Raw genomic sequence first — 19,093 nt, forward strand, 5'->3', positions numbered from 1 at the left:
TCTAGGGGGCCGGCGCACTGGCGATAAGCGTGCATTACTGCGAATCTTTGTTACGAAAACAGCGATAATCAGGCTTTAGTCTGAAGACCGCTCCGGTTACTTCATGTCACAATTTGTCGTCTACCTTGAGAGCGACCCATGGACACCCTGCAAAACATGCGTGCTTTTAGTTGCGTGGCGCAAGTCGGCAGCTTCACTGCCGCTGCTGTGCAACTGGATACGACGACCGCCAACGTGTCACGGGCGGTCTCCAATCTTGAAGCCCATCTGCAAACCCGCCTGCTCAACCGCACCACCCGCCGCATCGCCCTGACCGAAGCCGGCAAACGCTACCTGATGCGCTGCGAACAGATCCTCACCTATGTCGAGGAAGCCGAAGCCGAGGCCAGTGACGCCCATGCGCGCCCGGCCGGGCAGCTCAAGGTGCACTCGATGACCGGGGTCGGTCAGCACTTTGTCATCGATGCCATCGCCCGTTACCGCGAAACCCACCCGGACGTGACCTTCGACCTGACCATGGCCAACCGCGTGCCGGACCTGCTCGACGAAGGCTACGACGTGTCCATCGTGCTGGCCACCGAGCTGCCGGACTCGGGCTTTGTCTCCCAGCGCCTGGGCATTACCTACAGCATCGTCTGCGCCTCCCCCGACTACGTGAAGCGCCACGGCATCGCCCACACGCCCAGCGACCTGCTCAATCATGCCTGCCTGCGCATGGTCAGCCCGGTGATCCCGCTGGAAAAATGGCTGTTCGACGGCCCTGAAGGCCAGGAAGTGGTCAACATCACTCAGGCACCGTTCCAGGTGAACTCGGCCGACGCAATGAAAACCGCAATCCGCAGTGGCATGGGCGTAGGCGTGCTGCCGATCTACTCGGCGATCGAGGGGTTGCGTGACGGCTCGCTGGTACGGGTAATGCCCGAGTACCGCCTGCAGGAACTGAATCTGTACGCGATCTACCCGTCGCGCCAGTACCTGGATGCCAAGATCAAGACCTGGGTCGAGTACCTGCGCAACTCGCTGCCGGACATTCTCGCCGCCCATGAAGCGGACCTGAAAACCCACGAACTGCGCCTCGCCACCTGAAATCTTGCTGCACAGCGGCGGTGGAGAATGATAGCGTGCTACTCGTTCTCCTCGCCCGCAGAGATTTCGCCGATGAAAAAGACTGTCCTTGCCTTCAGCCGTATCACCCCGGCGATGGTCGAACGCCTGCAGCAAGACTTCAACGTGATCGTGCCCAACCCCAAGCTCGGCGACATCAGCGCCCAGTTCAACGAGGCCTTGCCCGAGGCTTGCGGCCTGATCGGCGTCGGCCGCAAGCTGGGCCAGGCACAGCTGGAAAACGCTGCCAAACTGCAAGTGGTTGCCAGCGTCTCGGTGGGTTACGACAACTATGACCTGGCCTACTTCAATCAGCGCGGCATCGCCCTGACCAATACTCCCGACGTCCTCACCGAAAGCACCGCCGACCTTGGCTTTGCCCTGCTCATGGGCAGTGCCCGCCGGGTCGCGGAACTGGATGCCTGGACCAAGGCCGGCCAATGGCAGACCACTGTCGGCCCTGCGCAGTTTGGCAGTGACGTGCACGGCAAGACCCTGGGCATCGTCGGCCTGGGCAACATCGGCGCGGCGATTGCCCGGCGCGGGCGCTTTGGCTTCAACATGCCGGTCATCTACAGTGGCAACAGCCGCAAGCCTGCCCTGGAACAGGAACTCGGTGCGCAATACCGCAGCCTCGATGAGCTGCTGGCGGAAGCTGATTTCGTCTGCCTGGTGGTGCCATTGGGGGCGCAGACCCGACACCTGATCAGCCGCCGTGAACTGCAGCTGATGAAACCCAGTGCATTTCTGATCAACGTCTCCCGCGGGCCGGTGGTGGATGAAGCAGCGCTGGTCGAGGCACTGCAGGCCGGCACCATTCGCGGTGCCGGGCTGGATGTGTACGAAAAAGAGCCGCTGGCACAGTCGCCGCTGTTCCAGTTGCCCAACGCCCTGACCTTGCCGCATGTGGGCTCAGCCACCGCACAAACCCGCGAGGCCATGGCCAACCGTGCCATCGACAACCTGCGCAGCGCCTTGCTAGGGGAACGGCCGCGGGATCTGGTCAATCCGCAGGTGTGGAAGTAGGCGGTGCAGCCATCGCGGGGCAAGCCCGCTCCCACTGACTGTAGGAGCGGGCTTGCCCCGCGATGATTACCTCAAGGCCACCACCGGCTCGACCACCTTGGGCCGCGGCTTGCGAAACACCAGCACGTTACCCAGCATCACCAGCACCAGGCCCGCCAGTGCCGGCGCCGTCCACTGATAGCCCTCGTAGAACGCCGAGACGTTCAGCGCCACCAACGGGAACAGCACCGTGCAATACGCCGCCCGCTCCGGCCCCATACGCCCGACCAGGGTCAGGTAGGCAGTAAAGCCGATCACCGAGCCCGGGATCACCAGGTACAACAGCGAACCGATGTAACGCGTGTTCCATTCCATGGCAAACGGGATACCGCTGACCAGGCAGTACAGTGCCAGCATGCTGGCGCCATAGAGCATGCCCCAGGCATTGGTGGTCAGCGGCCGCAAGCCGGCTTTCTGTTGCAGGCTGGAGAGCATGTTGCCGGCCGAAAAACACAGGGTTCCGAGCAGGGCCAGGCCCAGGCCGATAATGGTTTCGCGGCTGGCCGCATGCCCGGCCAGCTCGGGCCAGAACAACAGGCCCAAACCCGCCAGGCCCAGTGCCCCACCGGCCAACACATTGGCGGCAATCTTCTGGCCAAGAAACAAGCGCGCATTCAGCGCATTCCACAAGGTCGCCGTAGAAAACACCACAGCGATCAGGCCGCTGGGAATCCACTGGCTGGCGGTCAGAAAGCACATGAAGTTGACGCAGAACAGGCATAGCCCCTGGGCCAGGCAAATCAGGTGACCACGGCGGTTCATCGGTTGCAGGCGGCGGCTGAGCAACAAGATTGCGAACAGCACCAGCGCCGCCAGGGCAAAGCGGTAAACGATCGACACAGGAATGGCGACCACGCCCAGTTGCAGCTTCAGGGCAATCCAGGTGGTGCCCCAGATCAGCACAGTGAGCAGATATAACGACAGGTTCATGGCGGTACTCCTCGATTCCAGGCCACCAGTGTGCAACCGTCGCTTGCGCGGGCACTTGCACATTCTTGCGCTTTTGCGCGGCCAGCAGCTGTCAGCCCGCACCTGGCGGAGTAGGATGGCCAACAGAGGTAGCAACCATGACGTCGTTGGACCAACTGCAAGTCTTCAAAGCCATGCACGACTCACCCCATGCCCGCCTGGAGCACAGCGCGCACCTGGGTGACGGCCTGGCTGCGGCCCTGTGGAACAACCGCCATGACGCCCGCGACTACGAGGCTCCCAGCCACCACACCCTGTCGTGTTACATCGCCGACGGCACCGGCACCTTTCGCCGCGACCGCCCCGGCCACACCGGCGCGCCCGACAAGCTGTGCATCATGCCGGCAGGCTCAGCTTCGCACTGGGTAGTCAACGGTTCGATCCGCCTCGCACACCTGTACATCAGCCAGGAGCAGTTTGCCCTCGGTTGTATCAGCCTGCTGGACCGTGAACCCCGTGAGTTGCAATTGCAGGAAGCGACCTTTCTCGACGACCCCGCGCAGGCCCGGCGCTTTCGTCAGCTGATTGCCCTGGACTGGGACGAGCCCGCCGAACGCCTGCTGACCAGCAGCCTGGCCCACGAGATTCTCGACCATGCCGTGCTCAGCCAGGTCGGCGTGCGCCAGGGCCTGCGCTTGAAGGGCGGGCTGGCTGCCTACCAGCGCCGGCAACTGAGCGAGTATGTCGAAGCGCATCTGGATCAGCCGCTGACCCTGGGCGAACTGGCGGCGCTGTGCAACCTCTCCGAATACCACTTCGCCCGAATGTTCCGCACAAGTTTCGGCCTGCCGCCACACCAGTACCTGCTGGCCCGACGCCTGGCCAAGGCGCGTCAGCTGCTGCGCCACGGTCAACTGCCCCTGGGTGACGTGGCCCTGCTCTGCGGCTTCGCCAGCGCCAGCCACTTCAGCAACCGCTTCCGTCAGGCCCTGGGGGCGAGCCCCGGTGCCTACCGGGCAGCTTTCAGTGTTTAGAACTCCAGGGTGCTGGACAGGCTGACCTGGCGCGCATCGCCCACCGAAACAAAATTGCGGTTCACCGCCGAGCTGTAATAGGTGCGGTCGAACAGGTTCTTGACGTTCAACTGCAAGCGCACCTTGTGCTCGTCCAGGCGGGTTTCGTAACTGGCAAAGGCATCGGCGACGGTGTAGCCCGGCAACTCGAAGTCATTTTCGGCGTTACCCGCTCGCTCACCGACATAGCGCGCACCGGCGCCCAGGCGCAGGCGGTCGCCACCGAACAGGCTGCCCACGTCATACACCGCTGACAACGCGCCGCTGTGGCGCGCCACGTTCTGCAGACGATTGCCCTCGAGCGCAGGGTCTTGAGTGACTTCAGCGTCAGTAAAGGCATAGTTGCCGATCAGGCTCCAGTGCTCGCTCAACTGGCCGCTCAGGTCGAGCTCTACGCCCCGCGAGCGCACCTCACCGGCGTTGCTGTAAAGGGTGTCGCCGGTTGCCGAGTCGAAGTTGGCCACCAGCACATTGCGCTTGCGGATATCGAACAACGCCAGGGTGCCGGTCAGTGCCCCCGGCATGTCGAGCTTGGCACCCAGCTCCCAGGATTTACCCTCCTCCGGTTCGACACCCGAATCCAGCACCAGGCCACCGGTCAACGGGGCGATGCTGGAGTTGGGCTTGAACGATTCGGTGTAGCTGCCATAGAACGACAGCTGCTCGTCAACCTTGTACACCAGCCCCAGGCGCGGCACCCAGGCCTGGCCATTGTTGTTGGTGTTGGCCTTGAACGGCCGCCCGCGTCCGGCGAGCTGGTCGTACATCTGGTAGCGCGCGCCGGCAACCAGGATCCAGTGCTCGTCGAGGTGGATCGAATCCTGGAAGAACAGCGAATCGCTGCGCAGCTTGTCGGTTTGCGCACTGTCGCTGTCGCGCACACTGGTGCCCTCGACTTCGCGGCCATACACCGGGTTCAGGTAACTGAAGGTACTCAGGCTACCCTGCCGGATCAGGTCGGCGCGGTAGACCTTGCGGTACTCGTTATCCAGGCCGAACAGCAGGTCATGCTGCATGCCCGCCAGTTGCACCTTGCCCTCAAGACTTGCCGTGGCGAAACGGTCGCTGCTGAGCGCGCCGTGGGTGCCGTCCATGCTCCGGGTCAGGGTGCCGCGGGCAGCATTGACGCCAGTCACCCGTACCTGGCTGGCGTCGTAGGTTTCGCGGTTGTAACTGAAGCCGAAGTGGGCTTTCCAGTCATCCGAGAGTTGATGGTCGACCTCCAGGCGGTAGAGATCCGAGCGCCCTTGCATGTCGTTGAACGGCTCGTCCAGGCGGCGGGTACTGGGGATGTCCAGCGGGTGATTGGTGCGCGGGTCGATGGCCGTGCCGCGATCGAACGGATAGAGAAACTCACGGTGCTCGTAGGCCAGCAGTACCTGGGTGTCTTCACCGAACCAGGCCAGCGACGGTGCCACCAGCGATTCGCGGTGGGTACCGAAGTTGCGCCAGTAGTCTTCGTCTTCATGGTCGAGCACCAGCCGGTAGGCGACGTTGCTCTGGCCCAGTGCACCGGTACTGTCCAGGCCGCCGCCGCTACCGTTCTTGCCACTGCCGTAGGTGGAGCCACGCAGGTTCAAGGCGTTGTAGCGCTGCAGTTGCGGCCGTTTGCTGACCACGTTGATCACCCCGCCCGGGTCCTGGATGCCGTACAGCAAAGAGGCCGGGCCCTTGAGCACTTCGACCCGCTCGGTGGTGGCATTGAGGCTGCGCCCCTGCACGATAGGCATGCCGTCGCGCATGATCGAGCCATCGCGGTTGTCGCCAAAGCCGCGCTTCATCACCGTGTCCTGGGTGCCGCCAAAGTTGTTGCCCTGGGTCACGCCGCTGACATTGGCCAGGGCATCATCGAGGTTACGCGGTGCCTGGTCCTTGAGTACCTGGGCCGGTACCACGTTGATCGCCTGGGGCGTTTCCATGATCGCTGCCTGGCTGCGCATCACCGAGCTGCCTTGCGGCGGCTGGTAGCTGTAATCGGCATCGGCTTGCGAGTTGACCGTGGTTGCATCGAGCTTGAGCGCACCGCTGGCATCCAGCGTTTCGAGGGTCAGGGTGCGGGCGTCGACGCGGCGAAAGGCCAGGCCGCAATTGCCCAGCAGTTGTTGCAGGGCCTGCTCGGCACTGAGGCTGCCATTGAGCGCCGGTGCCTCAATGGCTGGCAGGTCGGTGGTGTAGATCACGCTTTGCCCGGTGAGGCGGCTGAAGTCATTGAGCGCCTGCACCAGCGGCTTGCTTGGCTGGGCAAACAGGTAAACCTGCTGCGCGGCGGCCGCCCCCAGAGGTAGCGCGCTACCTGCGGCCAGCGCCGAGACACTGAGCCAGATTGAAAAGCCGCGCGCTGCCGAGGGTGTGAACTTCATGACCATAACCTGTGAAGGAGTGACGTTTATGCGAATGAATCGCACTTTCACTCACTACACGGTTGTCGCGTGAACTTACCTCATCACTTTTTGAAAATATTTTCAGCGAATCAGCGTGACCCGTTCCAGCAAGGTATTGCGCTTGAAACCCAGCACCGCGCCGAGCGAGTCCAGCGCCGCCAGCGGCTGGCTGGCCGGGAAGCTGCCACTGACCTTGCGTTTGCCCAGCTCGCTGTCGAGCACGATGATGCGCCCTGGGTAGTAGCGGGCCAGGTCATCGATCACCGTGCTCAGCGGCACCTGGTAGTAATTGAGCCAGCCCTGGCGCCAGGCCAGGCGCGATTCGCTGTCCACCGCTTCGACAGCGCTGGCGGTGCCGTCGCGATAACCAACCTGCTGGCCGCCGTTCAACTGCTGTTGTAAACGCCCAGGCGCAGCGGTCACCGCCACCCGGCCATCGAGCACAGTGACCCGCGCACCGCCATTGAGCTTGCGCACCTCGAAGCGAGTGCCCAGCACGCGCGTTTCGCCTTTTGCCGCTTCGACCACGAACGGCTCGCCCGTGTGGGTGACATGAAAGAACGCCGCGCCCCGGCGGATCGTCACCTGGCGCTCACCGTGGCTGAAGTCCACAGAAACGGCACTGCCGGCATCGAGGGTCATGTGCGAGTTGTCAGCCAACACCACTTCCTCGACCTGCCCTGGCGCCGTAACGTAATCCGCCTGCAAATCATCCAGCCAGTAAGCCGGATGCCAGCCCGCGGCAGTGCCCAGGGCCAGCACCAGGCAAGCGGCGGCAGCGAAACTGGCAATGCGGCGCCAGGTACGCCCCGCTGCCGGTTGCTGCATGGCGCGCAAATAGCCTTGCAGGGCCAGGTCATCTTCGGCCGCCAACCGGCGCGCCGGCGTTTCACTCAGGCGCCACAGCGTCTGGGCCTGGGCAAAAGCGCGGGCATGGGCCGGGTGCGCCAGCATCCAGCGCTTGAACTCGGCGCGTTCAGCGAGCTGCGGTTGCTCGTTGATCCGGCTCAGCCAGCCCAAAGCGGCCTGATGCTGCTCGGCAGTGATGTCGCTCATGGTGCTTTCCCTGGCTTGCGCGTGCTGGCTGGCGGCGGCGCAACACTCGCCTTGCACGCCTCCAGGGCGCGCATCATATGTTTTTCCACCGCGCTCTGGGACAAGCCCATGGCCTTGGCGATCTCGGCGTACTTGCGGCCGTGGATACGGTTGAGGAGAAAGATCTGCCGGGTACGTTCAGGCAGTTCACGCAGCGCCGCTTCGATGCGCTGCAGGTCGCTGTTCACTTCCAGTGCTACGTGCGGTGCGCTGACATGATCGTCGGCCACCTCCAGCTGAAGGCTATCGTTGACCCGCTCGCGAGCACCTTCGCTGCGCAGGTGATCGATGGCAATGTTACCGGCACAGCGCAGCAGGTAGGTATCGAGCGCCTCGACCTTGACCTGCGGGCGGCGCCAGAAGCGCAGGAACAGTTCCTGGACCAGGTCCGAGGCCGTCGCCCGGCAGCCGATACGGCGACTGACCAGGGCTTCCATCTGCGCCCGCTGCGCGAGGAACACCTGCACGAAACGCGCACGCCCACTTGCCCCGTCGGCGTCATTAGCACCTTCGGCGGGCAGATCGAGCGGCTCGTTGACCAATTTACAATGAGGCCAGGACAGTCAATGGCGCCAGCACCACACTGGCCGCCGCCAAGCCCAGCAACAGGCGTGGCTGGTAAGGCAAGAGAAACACCCAGAGGGTGACCCCGGCCATCAGCACCGCGAACAGCTCGACCAGGCCCATGGCCCAACCGCTGTGGCGCACGGCCAGCAGCAGCGCCAGGGTCAGCAGCAGCCAACCGGCCACCCGCAAAGCCTTGAGCCGCGCACCGCCGGGCTTTTGCCCAAGCAGGTCCTTGTAGTGTTTTTCCATGGCCAGGCACAGGGCGGCAAAGCCGGCAAAACCAAACAGGGCAATGGCCAGCATCAGTTCACCTCGCTTTCGATCAGCTTGCCGGGCGCAGCTTTGGGCGCACGCTTGGCCGCAACCACCGGCGCCCGCCACATCTTGCTGGCAGCCCAGGCCAGGAACAGACCGCTGGCCAGCGCGGTCAGGTCGAAACCGGCCATGGCCCAGTCACCCACGGCAATCGAGTGGTTCAAGCCCTGGCCGGTGGCCAGGCCGTTGAGCAGCGGCAAGGCCGCCCACATCAGCGCGCCCAGGCCCAGTTGCTCGGCCCAGGCCCGCCGGCCGGGGCGCAGCAGGGCGTGCAATAGCGACAACGCCCAGAGCAGGAAGAAGCTGTTGATCTCCCAGTCGGCGCGGTCTTCAACGCCGATCGGCAGTAGGCGGTTGGCCCAGAAGAACGCCGCCACGCCGATCAGCAGGCCGCTCATGCTGGCGATATTGAGCACCTCGACCAGGCGCAACTCGAACGGCTGGACACCGCTCTTGGCATGCTTGAGCTGACGCTTGCCCAGCCACATCACCAGGCCAGTACCGATCACCGCCGTGCCGGCCAGGCCGAAGAAGAAGTACAGCCAGCGCAGCCAGGGGCCAGCGAAAATCCCCATGTGCAGGCCATACATACCACCTGATATCAGCACCGGCGTGGCCTCGATCTGGCTGCCGCCTTCGAGCGTGCCATTAACCCCGTCGAACAGCCAGCCACCACCGCGCTGGTGAGCGATGCGGTCACCGGCATGGCGGGCGAAACGTACCCGGGCGTTCTGGTCACCTGGGTTCTGCACCTCGACCCACGCAAGATTGGCCCCGGGTGCCTGCTCCTGGACCTTGGCGTACAGCTGCGGCAAGGGCAGCAACGGCGCCGGGGTGCCAGCGGCCTGTACCTGGCTCTGGCCGCCGAACAGGTCGTTGAAAAAGCCACGGGTGTTGTCGCCGTAGCTGGCGATGATGCTGGCCGGCATGACCATGGCCATGAAGATCACCAGACTGCTGTAGCTGATCATCAGATGAAACGGCAGCACCAGCACGCCAATGGCGTTATGCCCATCGAGCCAGGAACGCTGGCCCTTGCCCGGGCGGAAGGTGAAGAACTCCTTGAAGATCTTCTTGTGGGTAATGATCCCGGTCACCAGGCCCAGGAGCATGATGAACGCGGCAAAGGTCGACAGCCAGCGGCCCCAGGGGTGAGGCATCTCCAGCTGGAAATGGAAGCGGTAGAAGAACTCGCCGCCACGGGTCTCGCGCGCCTGCAATTCGGTGCCGGTGGCAGGGTCGAGGGTCTTGGAGGTGAAGTCACGGCGCCCACCACCCGCCTTGGGCCAGCTCACGCTCAGCGCCGGTTCCCGGGCGTTGGGCAACTGGATGAACCAGCTTCCCGCCGTCGGCGCGTGCTCCTGCAGGTAACGCTGGGCCAGGTCCAGGCTCGCCGCCGGATCCAGCGCCCGGCTGGGCACTTCCGGTTGGGTCCAATGGCTGATTTCTTCCTTGAAATAGGACATTGTCCCGGTCAGGAAAATCGCAAACAGCAACCAGCCGAAGATCAGCCCGGTCCAGGTGTGCAGCCAGGCCATGGCCTGGCGAAAGCCCTCTTTCATGGGTTTTTCATCCAGTAGACCAGTCCGTTGATCATACCCAGCACCAGGCTTGGCAGCAGTACACCCAGCCAGGCCTGCCAGGCGCTACGACAGGCGAAGCACCAGAGGAAGGCCACCAGGTAGAACAGGAACGACAGCATCATGCCGCTGATCACCGCCTCGGCACGGGGCACCGGCAACAGCAGGGTGATGCAGACGCTGGCCATGGCCGCCAGCAGGTAACCACCGAACACGGCAGCCAGGCTGCGGGAGGTCACGGCCAGGCGATAGCTGATGGGTAGCCTGGCGGCTTTGCTTTTCATGGCATCGGTCCATTACGAGAAGCGCACAATAGTAATGATTTATATTCTCACAAGCAAAGCCGCAGGCCAGACGGATCAGAACGACAGGTCGACACCCAGGGTGTAGCGACGACCGTCCAGTACGGTCTGGTAGTTGTCGTAGTCCACTTCCTTGTTGAAGACGTTGTACACACCGGCCAGCAGCTTGACGTTCTTGGTCACCCGGTAGGTGCCGCCGAAGTCGACGAAGGTGTACGACGGCGTGCCGTCGGACATGGTGGTACGGCCCAGGTAGTCCGAGGTCTTGCCGCGGTAGTTCAGGCGCGCCCAGGTGCCCAGCTGATCAGTGGCCTGCCAGTCCAGGGTGGCGTTGAACATGTGCCGTGGCATCTGGTTCAGGGCCTTGCCCTTTTGCGGGCCACTCTTCTGCTCGGAGGCGGTGAAGGTGTAGTTGGTGGCCAGCGACACAGTCTGGGTGATGTCCCAGTCCAGGGTCGCTTCAACGCCGCGCATCTGTGCTTCGTCAACATTGACCCGGTCACTGATGAACTTGTACGAGGTGCCGCCGATCTGGCACTGGCCCGAAGCATTGCCGGTGCTGTCGGTGCAACGGCGGGTCTCGGTGATCTTGTCCTTGAAGTCGGTATTGAACAGGGTCAGGCCAGTGGAGAAACCTTCGAGGTTGTCCCAGATGAAACCGATTTCCTGGCTCAGGCTCTTCTCCGGCTTGAGGCTGGAGTTACCCACGATGATTGCCGGGTCGCCGCCGCCACCAGTGATCTGGCCCCAGTCATCCACCGCCGCACGGATGTCCGGCGAGCGATAACCACTGGAGACACCGCCCTTGATGGTCCACTGCTCGGTCGGGTGATAAACCCCATACAAGCGTGGCGACCAGTGGGTGCCGTAGTTTTCGTCACGGTCCATGCGCAGGCCGCCGGTCAGGGCGAAGGCCTCGGTCAGGCGCCATTCGTCTTCGGCAAACAGCGCCCAGGACCAGCGGGTCAGCTGGTTGACGCTGGCCGCCGAGGCCAGTTGGTTGCCTTCATCGCTGAGGTCTTCGTACTTGTACTGGCCACCGAAAGTGGTGATGTGCGAATCGCTGAAGAACGACACCTGCGAGTTGAGCACGGTGTTTTCCAGCTCCATGCGCCGGCCCGGGTTCTCGATCTTCTCGCGCTGCAGGTAGCTCTCGCTGGTGAGGCTGTCCCAACGCCCGGAGTGGGTCACCGAGAAGTTGGTGCGGTCGTAGTCGTTGCGGCTGTCGGATCGGCTCGCCGAACGGCCTTTGTGCGAATTGCGTTCCTGCTCGGACTTGCCCGCTTCCAGGGTGATGTCGTTGTGCTCGTCCGGAGTGAACGACAGCTTGGCCGTGGCGCTGTCGGTGCTCTGTTCGTTGAAGCCATTGACGATGTGGTCTTCGTCACGGCGCGAGCGTTGGCCGTACAGTTGCAGGCCGACCAGGTTGTCGACCAGCGGCCCGGAGATGAAGGCGTTGGTGCTGTTGTAGTCGCCCGAGTCGGAGCGGTCCTGGAAAGTCGTTTCGGTGCGGATGCCGCCGTACCACTGCGGGGTGACCTTGCGGGTGATGATGTTGATCACCCCGCCCATGGCGTCGGAGCCGTACAGCGACGACATCGGCCCGCGCACCACTTCGATGCGCTCGATCGCTTCCAGTGGCGGCATCCAGCCCTGTTCGATACCGGCGCCATCGCTGTTGGGGCGGGTGGCGCGCGAGTCCTGGCGTTTGCCGTCGACCAGCATCAGGGTGTACTTGGAGGCCATGCCGCGAATGCTGATGTCGCTGGAGCTGGCACCGCCGGTGACCACCACCCCTGGCACATCGCGCAGGGCGTCAGTGACGTCGCGGTAGGATTTGTTCTCGATCTGCTCGCGGGTAATGACCGAAATCGATGCCGGCGCATCCTTGATCTGCTGGGAGAAACCCGACGCGGTCACCACCATGTTGTCCAGCTCCAGCGGCTGGGTCTGGGCGGTGGCGTGGGCGCTGTACAACGAGCAGAGGGTGAGCGCGAGGCAGGATTTGCTGAAAGTCGGGGACACGAGGACCTCTCCCTGAGAAATGTAAATGTTGCGTAAATTCATCTAGGGAGCGAATGCTATTTATTCTCAAATGAGAGTAAAGCGTATTTACGTTTTTTACATTTTCCCGATCCTCTGCTACGCCCGTCAGTCAGGCGCCGATTGCCGACGGGCAGCACCTTTCACTACAATGCGAACAATTCTTATTCTGTTGCGCATACTGGCGCCGGAGTGTTCACGGTGCCCAGCGCTCCCTCTTCCTCGCTCGAAGGCCTCTACGTCGACCATCACAACTGGCTGACCGGCTGGTTGCGCCGCCGCCTCGGCTGCCCCGACAGCGCCGCAGACCTGGCCCAGGACACCTTCATGCGCCTGCTCCAGGCCCGCGACACGCCACTGCTCAACGAGCCGCGGGCGTTCCTCACCACCGTGGCCAAACGGGTGTTGTGCAACCACTACCGTCGTCAGGACCTGGAGCGTGCCTACCTGCAGGCCCTGGCGCAGTTGCCCGAAGCACTGGCGCCGTCGGAAGAACACCGGGCAATCATTTTCGAAACCCTGCTGGAGCTCGACCGCCTGCTCGACGGCCTGCCCCTGCCGGTCAAACGGGCCTTCCTGATGGCCCAGGTCGACGGCCTGAGCTACAGCCAGATCGCTGCGCAACTGGGCATTTCCCTGGCCACGGTCAAGCGCTACCTGAACAAGGCGGCCATGCGCTGTTACTTTGCCCTGTGAGCAGCCATCAGGCGTTTTCCCCGCAGGTGGCCGAACAGGCCGTGCACTGGCTGATCGAGCTGCAGGGCGGCGCCCTCGATGCGCGTCAGCAGCAGGCGATGCAGCAATGGTTGCAGGCCGATGACAGCCATCGACGCGCCTGGGAGCACATTGAGCGGATCAACCAGCGTTTACGTGGCCTGTCCTCGCCGCTTGCCCATGCAGCCTTGCAGGCACCGCGTTCAGCCAGCCGCCGACGGGCGCTGAAAACCCTGCTGATCCTCGGCGTCGGCAGCGCCAGCGGCCTGGCCTTGCACCAACACAGCCCGCTGCCGACGCTGCTGGCCGATTACCGCAGCCCGGTGGGCGAACGTCGGCGCCTGGCCCTGGACGACGGCAGCCTGTTGCAGCTCAACACCCGCAGCGCCGCTGATGTGCGTTTCGATGCCAGCCAGCGTCTGGTGCGCCTGCTCGAAGGTGAACTGCAACTGACCGTGGCCCGTGATACGCGACCGCTGCAGTTGCTCACCGAACATGGCCTGGTGAACTTGAGCAACGGTCGCTACAACCTGCGCCAGTTCCCGCAGTACAGCCAGTTGGCGGTGTATGAAGGCAGCGCCAGCCTGGCCGGCAAGGTCCTGCCAAGCGGTCAGCAAGCGCGCTTCAATGGTCCGCAATGGCAGGCCAGCCAAGCCCTGGACAGCAATGCCGGAGCCTGGGTCGACGGCATGCTGATGGCCGCGCACATGCCCTTGGGCGCGTTCCTCGAGGAACTGGGCCGCTACCGTCGCGGCCAGCTCAACTGCGCGCCCGAGGTGGCCAACCTGCTGATCTCCGGCAGTTATCCGCTGGCCGACAGCGAGCGCATTCTCGACCTGCTCGAAGTAGCGCTGCCGGTGCGCGTGCGGCGCTTTACCCGCTACTGGGTGACGGTCCAAGCGCGGGCCTGAAACTTTTTTCAACTGACCTGAGCCGTTTTTAAATCTCGCGTGACAGAGAAGGCAGAACCCTTTGCTTCGACCTTCTCAAGGACCTCCCGCATGCCCCTTCGACCGAGTCCACTTGCCCAGGCCCTGCGCACCCTGCTGCTGGGTGCCAGCCTGAGTTTCACCACGCTTGCCGCCCAGGCGGCCGAGGCCCCGGCGCGCACCTACCAGATCGCTCCGAGCAGCCTGGAAGCCGCGCTGAATCAGTTCGGCCGCGAAAGCGGTGTGTTGATTTCCTTCGGCTCGCAGGTCACCAGTGGCGTGCAAAGCCCCGGCCTGCACGGCCAGTACAGCCCGCAACAAGGCCTCGACGCGCTGTTGCAGGGCACCGGCCTGCAAGCGCGTGCCGAGGGCGAGAATGCCTTCAGCCTGCAACCGCTCGCCGCCGTCAACGCGCCGGTCGAGCTCGGCGCCTCCACCGTGGTCGGCGACTGGCTGGGCGCGGCGCAGCAAGACAACGTCTTCGAACACGCCGGTGCGCGTGACGTGATCCGCCGTGAAGAATTCGAACGCAGCGGCGCCACCACCGCCCGCGAAGTGCTCAACCGCATCCCCGGGGTCAACGCCCCGGAAAACAACGGCACCGGCAGCCATGACATGGCAATGAACTTCGGTATTCGCGGGCTCAACCCACGCCTGGCCTCACGCTCCACCGTGCTGATGGACGGCATCCCGGTACCGTTCGCCCCTTACGGTCAGCCGCAGTTATCGTTCGCCCCGATCAGCATGGGCAACATGGACGCGGTGGACGTGGTCCGCGGCGGCGGCGCGGTGCGTTACGGCCCGCAGAACGTCGGCGGCATCGTCAACTTCGTGACCCGGGCGATCCCCGACGAGCCGACGGTCAAGGCCGGCTTCCAGACCCAGACCAGCCCCTCGTCCAGCCATGACGGCTTCAAGACCAGCGCCAACCTGCTGGCCGGCGGCACCAACGCCAACGGCCTGGGCGGCGCCCTGCTCTACTCCGGCACCCGTGGCGGTGACTGGCGCGAGCACAGCGATACGCAGATCGACGACCTGATCCTCAAGGGCAAGTACCAGCTCGACGAAGCCAACAGCCTGCACGCCATGGCCCAGTACTACGAGGGCGAGGCGCAGATGCCCGGCGGCCTGAGCGTCGCCGACTACGATGCCGACCCGTATCAGTCGACCCGCCTGCAAGACAAGTTCTGGGGCCGCCGGACGATGTTCAACTTCGGCTACGACTACAAGGAAGACGCCCGCCAGTTCAGCGTTAACAGCTTCTTCACCAAGACCCTGCGCAGCGGTTACCTGGACCAGGGCACTTTCGTCTCGCTGTCGCCGCGCGAGTACTGGGTACGCGGCATCGAAACGCGCTTCTCCCAGGGCTTTGCCCTCGGTGAAAGCTGGCACGAAGTCGGCGTCGGCTACCGCTACATCAACGAAGCAGGCCATGAACTGCGCTACCGCGAGCCGATCGCCGCCAACCAGTTGCCAACCACCGCCAGCCGCAACGACCGCGACACCCGTGGCGGCACCGACGCCCATGCGATTTTCCTCGATGACCGCATCGACATAGGCCAGTGGACCATCACCCCGGGCATCCGCTACGAGATGATCGACTCCGAGCAATCCAACAAGCTCACCGGCCAGCGCTACCAGGGCGACTACAACACCGCATTGCCGGCGCTCAACGTGATGTATCACCTGAGCGACAGCTGGAACCTGTATGCCAACACCGAAGGCTCGTTCGGCAGCGTGCAGTACAGCCAGATGCCCAACCGGGTCAGCAGCGGCGAAGTGAAACCGGAAAAAGCCCGCACCTGGGAGCTGGGGACGCGCTACGACAATGGCAACCTGCAAGCCGAAATCGGTGCGTTTTTGATCAACTTCGATAACCAGTACGAAAGCAACCAGACCAACGATTCGGTGATCGCCCGCGGTGAAACCCGCCACCAGGGCATCGAGACCAGCGTCAAGTACGCCCTCGAAGGCCTGAACCCGGCACTGGCAGGTTTCGACGTGTACGCCACCTATGCCTTTGTCGATGCGAAAATCCGCGAAGACGGGCCGAACAAGGGCAATCGTGTGCCCTTCTCGTCACGCCACAAAGGCACCCTGGGTATTGGTTACACCGAGGGCCAGTGGAAGCTCAACCTCGACAGCACCTACCAAAGCGACCAGTTCGCCGACAATGCCAACACCTCGGCCGAAAGCGCCGACGGCAGCACCGGACGCATCCCCGGCTACATGCTGTTCAGCAGCCGTGCGGCCTACGATTTCGGCCCGCAACTGTCGAACCTCAACGTCGCCGTGGGGGTGAAAAACATCTTCAATCACCAGTACTACACCCGCTCGTTCGACGACAACAACAAGGGCAAGTACGTAGGAGAACCTCGTACGGTATACCTGCAGACCTCCGTCGCGTTCTGATCCAGCGCATGCAAAAGCCCGGCCGCCGCCGGGCTTTTTGCTACAAGATATTTTTATTTCAAAAGGGCTTGAATTGTTCCGCCAACTGCCTGACCTTGTAGTCAAGAGGCGATGGTTCTCACAGGCCGCCAAGGCCCCGTCGATTCTCTTGCGAGCTAGCTGAATAAGGGATTGAACTATGCAAATCCAAGTCAATAGCGACAACCATATTCAAGGCAACATCCGGCTGGAAGAGTGGGTCCGCAGCACGGTAGAAAGCACGCTCGAACGTTTTGAAGAAGACCTCACCCGCATCGAGGTCCACCTGCGCGACGAGAATGGCGACAAGCCTGGTCCGCATGACAAACGCTGCCAGATGGAGGCACGCCCAAAAGGCCATCAACCGATTTCCGTAAGCCATAAGTCCGCATCCCTCGACCAGGCTGTCGAAGGTGCCGCAATCAAACTGGACCACGCCCTGGAGCACTTCTACGGCAAGCTGCGCAGCAAACGCGCGGTCCCCAATCAAGGCATTGACGACGCCCAGAATGACGGGCTGTTGCAGGAAGAATTCCTGGAGAACGAGCAAGCTCGACTCAACGGATAAGCCGTAACGCAGACGCTAAAAAGGCGAGCCCCAAGGGCTCGCCTTTTTTGTAGGAGCGTCCTGCGTCTGTTACTTCGCTTCCTCGATTTCCTTGCCACTGGCATCGATGGCCTTGGTCGACGGATAACGATACGAGGCATAGCGCACCACCAGGATCGCGAACGCCAGCAACAGAATGCCGCCACACACGTACAACAACCCCACATCCGGCGCCTTGTGGTGCGAAACATCGCCAATCAGCAGGCGGGTCAGCGCCGTAATGGCCACATACAACAGGAAGCGGATCGGCATGTGGTTGGTCTTGAAGTAGATCCCCACCATGGCGCCGAGTTCGAGGTAGATGAACAGCAGCAGGATGTCGTCGACACTGACGCCCTTGCCGAGCATCTCGATGAAGGTGACCACGGCCGCGTAGGCAGTGATGCCACCGATGCCGAACAGGGCCAGGTAATGGAACGCCTCGACGCACAGGTTGCCCAGCGAGTCGGCCGAGCCATGCAGGCGCTTGCGCAGTTTGTCAGCCCAATTGATGCTCACGATACGGTTTCCTTGATACGGCTGGAAGGATGATGCGCCAGGCGCATGACGCTTTGTCGGTATGCAGTAAAGAGGCCAGGCCCCCTGCTTGAGAAGGCGACCGAATGCCGCAAGGCACAGCCATCGCTGGCTGTGCCTTCATCCTTTCAATTCGCGGTTACCGCAGCGTGTTCATTCCAGGGCCGACGCCGGGCCGAAGAACTCATAGCGGCTCTGTTGCTCGGGCACGCCCAGGCCCTTGAGGTGGCGCTTGATGGTGGCCATGAAGGCTTTGGGGCCGAGGAAGTAGGCATCCACGTCACGTTCTTGCGGCAGCCACTGGCCGAGCTGATCGGCGCTGAGCAGGCCCAGCGCATCCGCCGGCTGGCTGTGGCCATCGTCTTCGGCGTAGCAGTAGAAGCGCTTGACCTGCGGGTGGCGCGCCGCCAGTTCATCGACCCAGTCACGGAAGGCGTGCACCGCGCCGTTGCGCGCACAGTGAATGAAGTGCACCAGGCGCCCGCTGGCCAGCGCAGCTTCGAGCATCGGCAGGGTCGGGGTGATGCCGACGCCACCGCTGATCAGCACCAGCGGCTTGTCGCTGGCGCTCAGGGTGAATTCGCCCGATGGCGGGAACAGGTTGAGGGTATCGCCCACGGCGAACTGCTCGTGCAGGTAGCTGGAGACCTTGCCACCGGCTTCGCGCTTGACGCTGATGCGGTACTGGCCGGCATTGCTCAGAGCCGACAGCGAGTAGTTACGGCGCTGCTCCTGGCCGTCGATGATCAGTTGCAGGCCGATGTACTGGCCTGGTTCGGCCTGCAGGATCGCCCCGCCGTCGACCGGGGCAAAATAGAAGGAGACGATCTCGCTGCTCTCCTCGACCCGCTCCACCAGCGTGAATTCGCGCGCACCGCGCCAGCCACCAGGTGCTGCGGCCTTTTGCGCGTAGACGTCACTTTCAGCACCGATGAGGATATCGGCCAGTTGCTGATAGGCCGCGCCCCAGGCGGCAATCACTTCGGGGGTGGCGATGTCTTTGCCGAGGACTTCTTCAATGGCGCGCAGCAGGCAGCTGCCGACAATCGGGTAATGTTCCGGGAGGATCTGCAAGGCCACATGCTTGTTGATGATCTGCCCGACCAGGCCACCGAGCTGCTCAAGCTGGTCAATGTGCCGGGCGTACATCAGCACGCCGTTGGCCAGCGCCCGTGGCTGGTCGCCACTGGCCTGGTGCGCCTGGTTGAACAGCGGACGCACTTGCGGGTACTCGCTGAGCATCAGTTTGTAAAAATGAGTGGTCAGCGCTTCACCGCCGCTTTCCAGCAGAGGTACGGTGGCTTTGACGATTGCACGATCCTGGGCATTGAGCATGGATGACTCCTGAGCCTGTGGCTTCTTGATGAATGCCTGAGCTATTACAGCTTTCGTGCCAACTATTAAATTATTAAAAATCAATAACTTACAAACAAATGAGTCATAAAGACAACAACTGCGATATA

Annotated in this window: 17 protein-coding genes; 7 read left to right on the forward strand and 10 right to left on the reverse strand. The window is 63.0% G+C overall.

All coding sequences use genetic code 11. The annotated features are described in order from the left end of the window. Window positions 1-138 precede the first annotated feature (138 nt). Window positions 139-1,086, forward strand: coding sequence for a LysR family transcriptional regulator (locus tag EXN22_RS23130; protein WP_130266240.1), 948 nt, complete (start codon window positions 139-141; stop codon window positions 1,084-1,086). Window positions 1,087-1,158: 72 nt separating this feature from the next. Continuing rightward, window positions 1,159-2,130, forward strand: coding sequence for a 2-hydroxyacid dehydrogenase (locus EXN22_RS23135; protein WP_130266241.1), 972 nt, complete (start codon window positions 1,159-1,161; stop codon window positions 2,128-2,130). A gap of 66 nt (window positions 2,131-2,196) precedes the next feature. On the opposite strand, the gene EXN22_RS23140 is transcribed toward EXN22_RS23135, so the two are convergent. Further along, window positions 2,197-3,099 (reverse strand): DMT family transporter, encoded by a 903-nt coding sequence (locus EXN22_RS23140; protein ID WP_130266242.1) that lies wholly within the window; start codon window positions 3,097-3,099, stop codon window positions 2,197-2,199. A 137-nt stretch (window positions 3,100-3,236) separates the two neighbouring features. On the opposite strand from EXN22_RS23140, the gene EXN22_RS23145 reads away from it, so the two are divergent. Then, window positions 3,237-4,112: an AraC family transcriptional regulator gene (locus EXN22_RS23145; protein WP_130266243.1), complete on the forward strand. Its 876-nt coding sequence runs from the start codon at window positions 3,237-3,239 to the stop codon at window positions 4,110-4,112. Here the strand turns inward: EXN22_RS23145 and EXN22_RS23150 are convergent. From EXN22_RS23150 to EXN22_RS23180, 7 genes are all read right to left on the reverse strand, one after another. Next, window positions 4,109-6,511 (reverse strand): TonB-dependent siderophore receptor, encoded by a 2,403-nt coding sequence (locus EXN22_RS23150; RefSeq protein ID WP_130266244.1) that lies wholly within the window; start codon window positions 6,509-6,511, stop codon window positions 4,109-4,111. The genes EXN22_RS23145 and EXN22_RS23150 overlap by 4 nt on opposite strands. Window positions 6,512-6,613: 102 nt before the next feature. After that, on the reverse strand, window positions 6,614-7,588 hold the full coding sequence (locus EXN22_RS23155; RefSeq protein WP_130266245.1) for a FecR family protein: 975 nt from the start codon (window positions 7,586-7,588) through the stop codon (window positions 6,614-6,616). After that, on the reverse strand, window positions 7,585-8,169 hold the full coding sequence (locus EXN22_RS23160; RefSeq protein ID WP_177414042.1) for an RNA polymerase sigma factor: 585 nt from the start codon (window positions 8,167-8,169) through the stop codon (window positions 7,585-7,587). Before EXN22_RS23160 ends, EXN22_RS23155 begins: the two co-directional genes overlap by 4 nt. Before the next feature lies 1 nt (window position 8,170). Beyond that, entirely contained in the window at window positions 8,171-8,497 is a 327-nt protein-coding gene (locus tag EXN22_RS23165; protein WP_130266246.1) for a DUF3325 domain-containing protein, read from the reverse strand. Beyond that, window positions 8,497-10,071 (reverse strand): PepSY-associated TM helix domain-containing protein, encoded by a 1,575-nt coding sequence (locus tag EXN22_RS23170; RefSeq protein WP_130266247.1) that lies wholly within the window; start codon window positions 10,069-10,071, stop codon window positions 8,497-8,499. The genes EXN22_RS23165 and EXN22_RS23170 overlap by 1 nt, the downstream gene beginning before the upstream one ends. Continuing rightward, entirely contained in the window at window positions 10,068-10,373 is a 306-nt protein-coding gene (locus EXN22_RS23175) for a DUF3649 domain-containing protein (protein WP_130266248.1), read from the reverse strand. The genes EXN22_RS23170 and EXN22_RS23175 overlap by 4 nt, the downstream gene beginning before the upstream one ends. Before the next feature lie 75 nt (window positions 10,374-10,448). Beyond that, window positions 10,449-12,416 (reverse strand): ligand-gated channel protein, encoded by a 1,968-nt coding sequence (locus tag EXN22_RS23180; protein WP_130266249.1) that lies wholly within the window; start codon window positions 12,414-12,416, stop codon window positions 10,449-10,451. Window positions 12,417-12,635: 219 nt separating this feature from the next. On the opposite strand from EXN22_RS23180, the gene EXN22_RS23185 reads away from it, so the two are divergent. The 4 genes from EXN22_RS23185 to EXN22_RS23200 all read left to right on the forward strand — a co-directional run bounded on the left by EXN22_RS23185 (window position 12,636) and on the right by EXN22_RS23200 (window position 17,075). Beyond that, entirely contained in the window at window positions 12,636-13,130 is a 495-nt protein-coding gene (locus EXN22_RS23185) for a sigma-70 family RNA polymerase sigma factor (RefSeq protein ID WP_130266250.1), read from the forward strand. Beyond that, a complete protein-coding gene (locus EXN22_RS23190) occupies window positions 13,127-14,059 on the forward strand; it encodes a FecR domain-containing protein (RefSeq protein WP_130266251.1) in 933 nt (310 codons plus the stop codon). Before EXN22_RS23185 ends, EXN22_RS23190 begins: the two co-directional genes overlap by 4 nt. Before the next feature lie 90 nt (window positions 14,060-14,149). After that, window positions 14,150-16,489, forward strand: coding sequence for a TonB-dependent Fe(3+) dicitrate receptor FecA (gene fecA, locus EXN22_RS23195; protein ID WP_130266252.1), 2,340 nt, complete (start codon window positions 14,150-14,152; stop codon window positions 16,487-16,489). A gap of 178 nt (window positions 16,490-16,667) precedes the next feature. Then, window positions 16,668-17,075 (forward strand): HPF/RaiA family ribosome-associated protein, encoded by a 408-nt coding sequence (locus EXN22_RS23200; RefSeq protein WP_130266253.1) that lies wholly within the window; start codon window positions 16,668-16,670, stop codon window positions 17,073-17,075. Between the two features lie 69 nt (window positions 17,076-17,144). Here the strand turns inward: EXN22_RS23200 and EXN22_RS23205 are convergent, their stop codons facing one another. Together EXN22_RS23205 and hmpA are read right to left on the reverse strand one after the other, a co-directional pair. Continuing rightward, a complete protein-coding gene (locus tag EXN22_RS23205; protein WP_130266254.1) occupies window positions 17,145-17,612 on the reverse strand; it encodes a phosphate-starvation-inducible protein PsiE in 468 nt (155 codons plus the stop codon). Window positions 17,613-17,783: 171 nt separating this feature from the next. Further along, entirely contained in the window at window positions 17,784-18,965 is a 1,182-nt protein-coding gene (gene hmpA, locus EXN22_RS23210) for an NO-inducible flavohemoprotein (protein WP_130266255.1), read from the reverse strand. Between the last annotated feature and the right edge of the window lie 128 nt (window positions 18,966-19,093).

This window comes from Pseudomonas tructae (assembly GCF_004214895.1).
Lineage (GTDB): Bacteria > Pseudomonadota > Gammaproteobacteria > Pseudomonadales > Pseudomonadaceae > Aquipseudomonas > Aquipseudomonas tructae.

Coding starts and splice junctions, on each gene's coding strand:
- EXN22_RS23130 (WP_130266240.1), top strand. CDS start 139: ATGGACACCCTGCAAAACATGCGTGCTTTTAGTTGCGTGGCGCAAGTC.
- EXN22_RS23135 (WP_130266241.1), top strand. CDS start 1,159: ATGAAAAAGACTGTCCTTGCCTTCAGCCGTATCACCCCGGCGATGGTC.
- EXN22_RS23140 (WP_130266242.1), bottom strand. CDS start 3,099: ATGAACCTGTCGTTATATCTGCTCACTGTGCTGATCTGGGGCACCACC.
- EXN22_RS23145 (WP_130266243.1), top strand. CDS start 3,237: ATGACGTCGTTGGACCAACTGCAAGTCTTCAAAGCCATGCACGACTCA.
- EXN22_RS23150 (WP_130266244.1), bottom strand. CDS start 6,511: ATGAAGTTCACACCCTCGGCAGCGCGCGGCTTTTCAATCTGGCTCAGT.
- EXN22_RS23155 (WP_130266245.1), bottom strand. CDS start 7,588: ATGAGCGACATCACTGCCGAGCAGCATCAGGCCGCTTTGGGCTGGCTG.
- EXN22_RS23165 (WP_130266246.1), bottom strand. CDS start 8,497: ATGCTGGCCATTGCCCTGTTTGGTTTTGCCGGCTTTGCCGCCCTGTGC.
- EXN22_RS23170 (WP_130266247.1), bottom strand. CDS start 10,071: ATGAAAGAGGGCTTTCGCCAGGCCATGGCCTGGCTGCACACCTGGACC.
- EXN22_RS23175 (WP_130266248.1), bottom strand. CDS start 10,373: ATGAAAAGCAAAGCCGCCAGGCTACCCATCAGCTATCGCCTGGCCGTG.
- fecA (WP_130266252.1), top strand. CDS start 14,150: ATGCCCCTTCGACCGAGTCCACTTGCCCAGGCCCTGCGCACCCTGCTG.
- EXN22_RS23200 (WP_130266253.1), top strand. CDS start 16,668: ATGCAAATCCAAGTCAATAGCGACAACCATATTCAAGGCAACATCCGG.
- hmpA (WP_130266255.1), bottom strand. CDS start 18,965: ATGCTCAATGCCCAGGATCGTGCAATCGTCAAAGCCACCGTACCTCTG.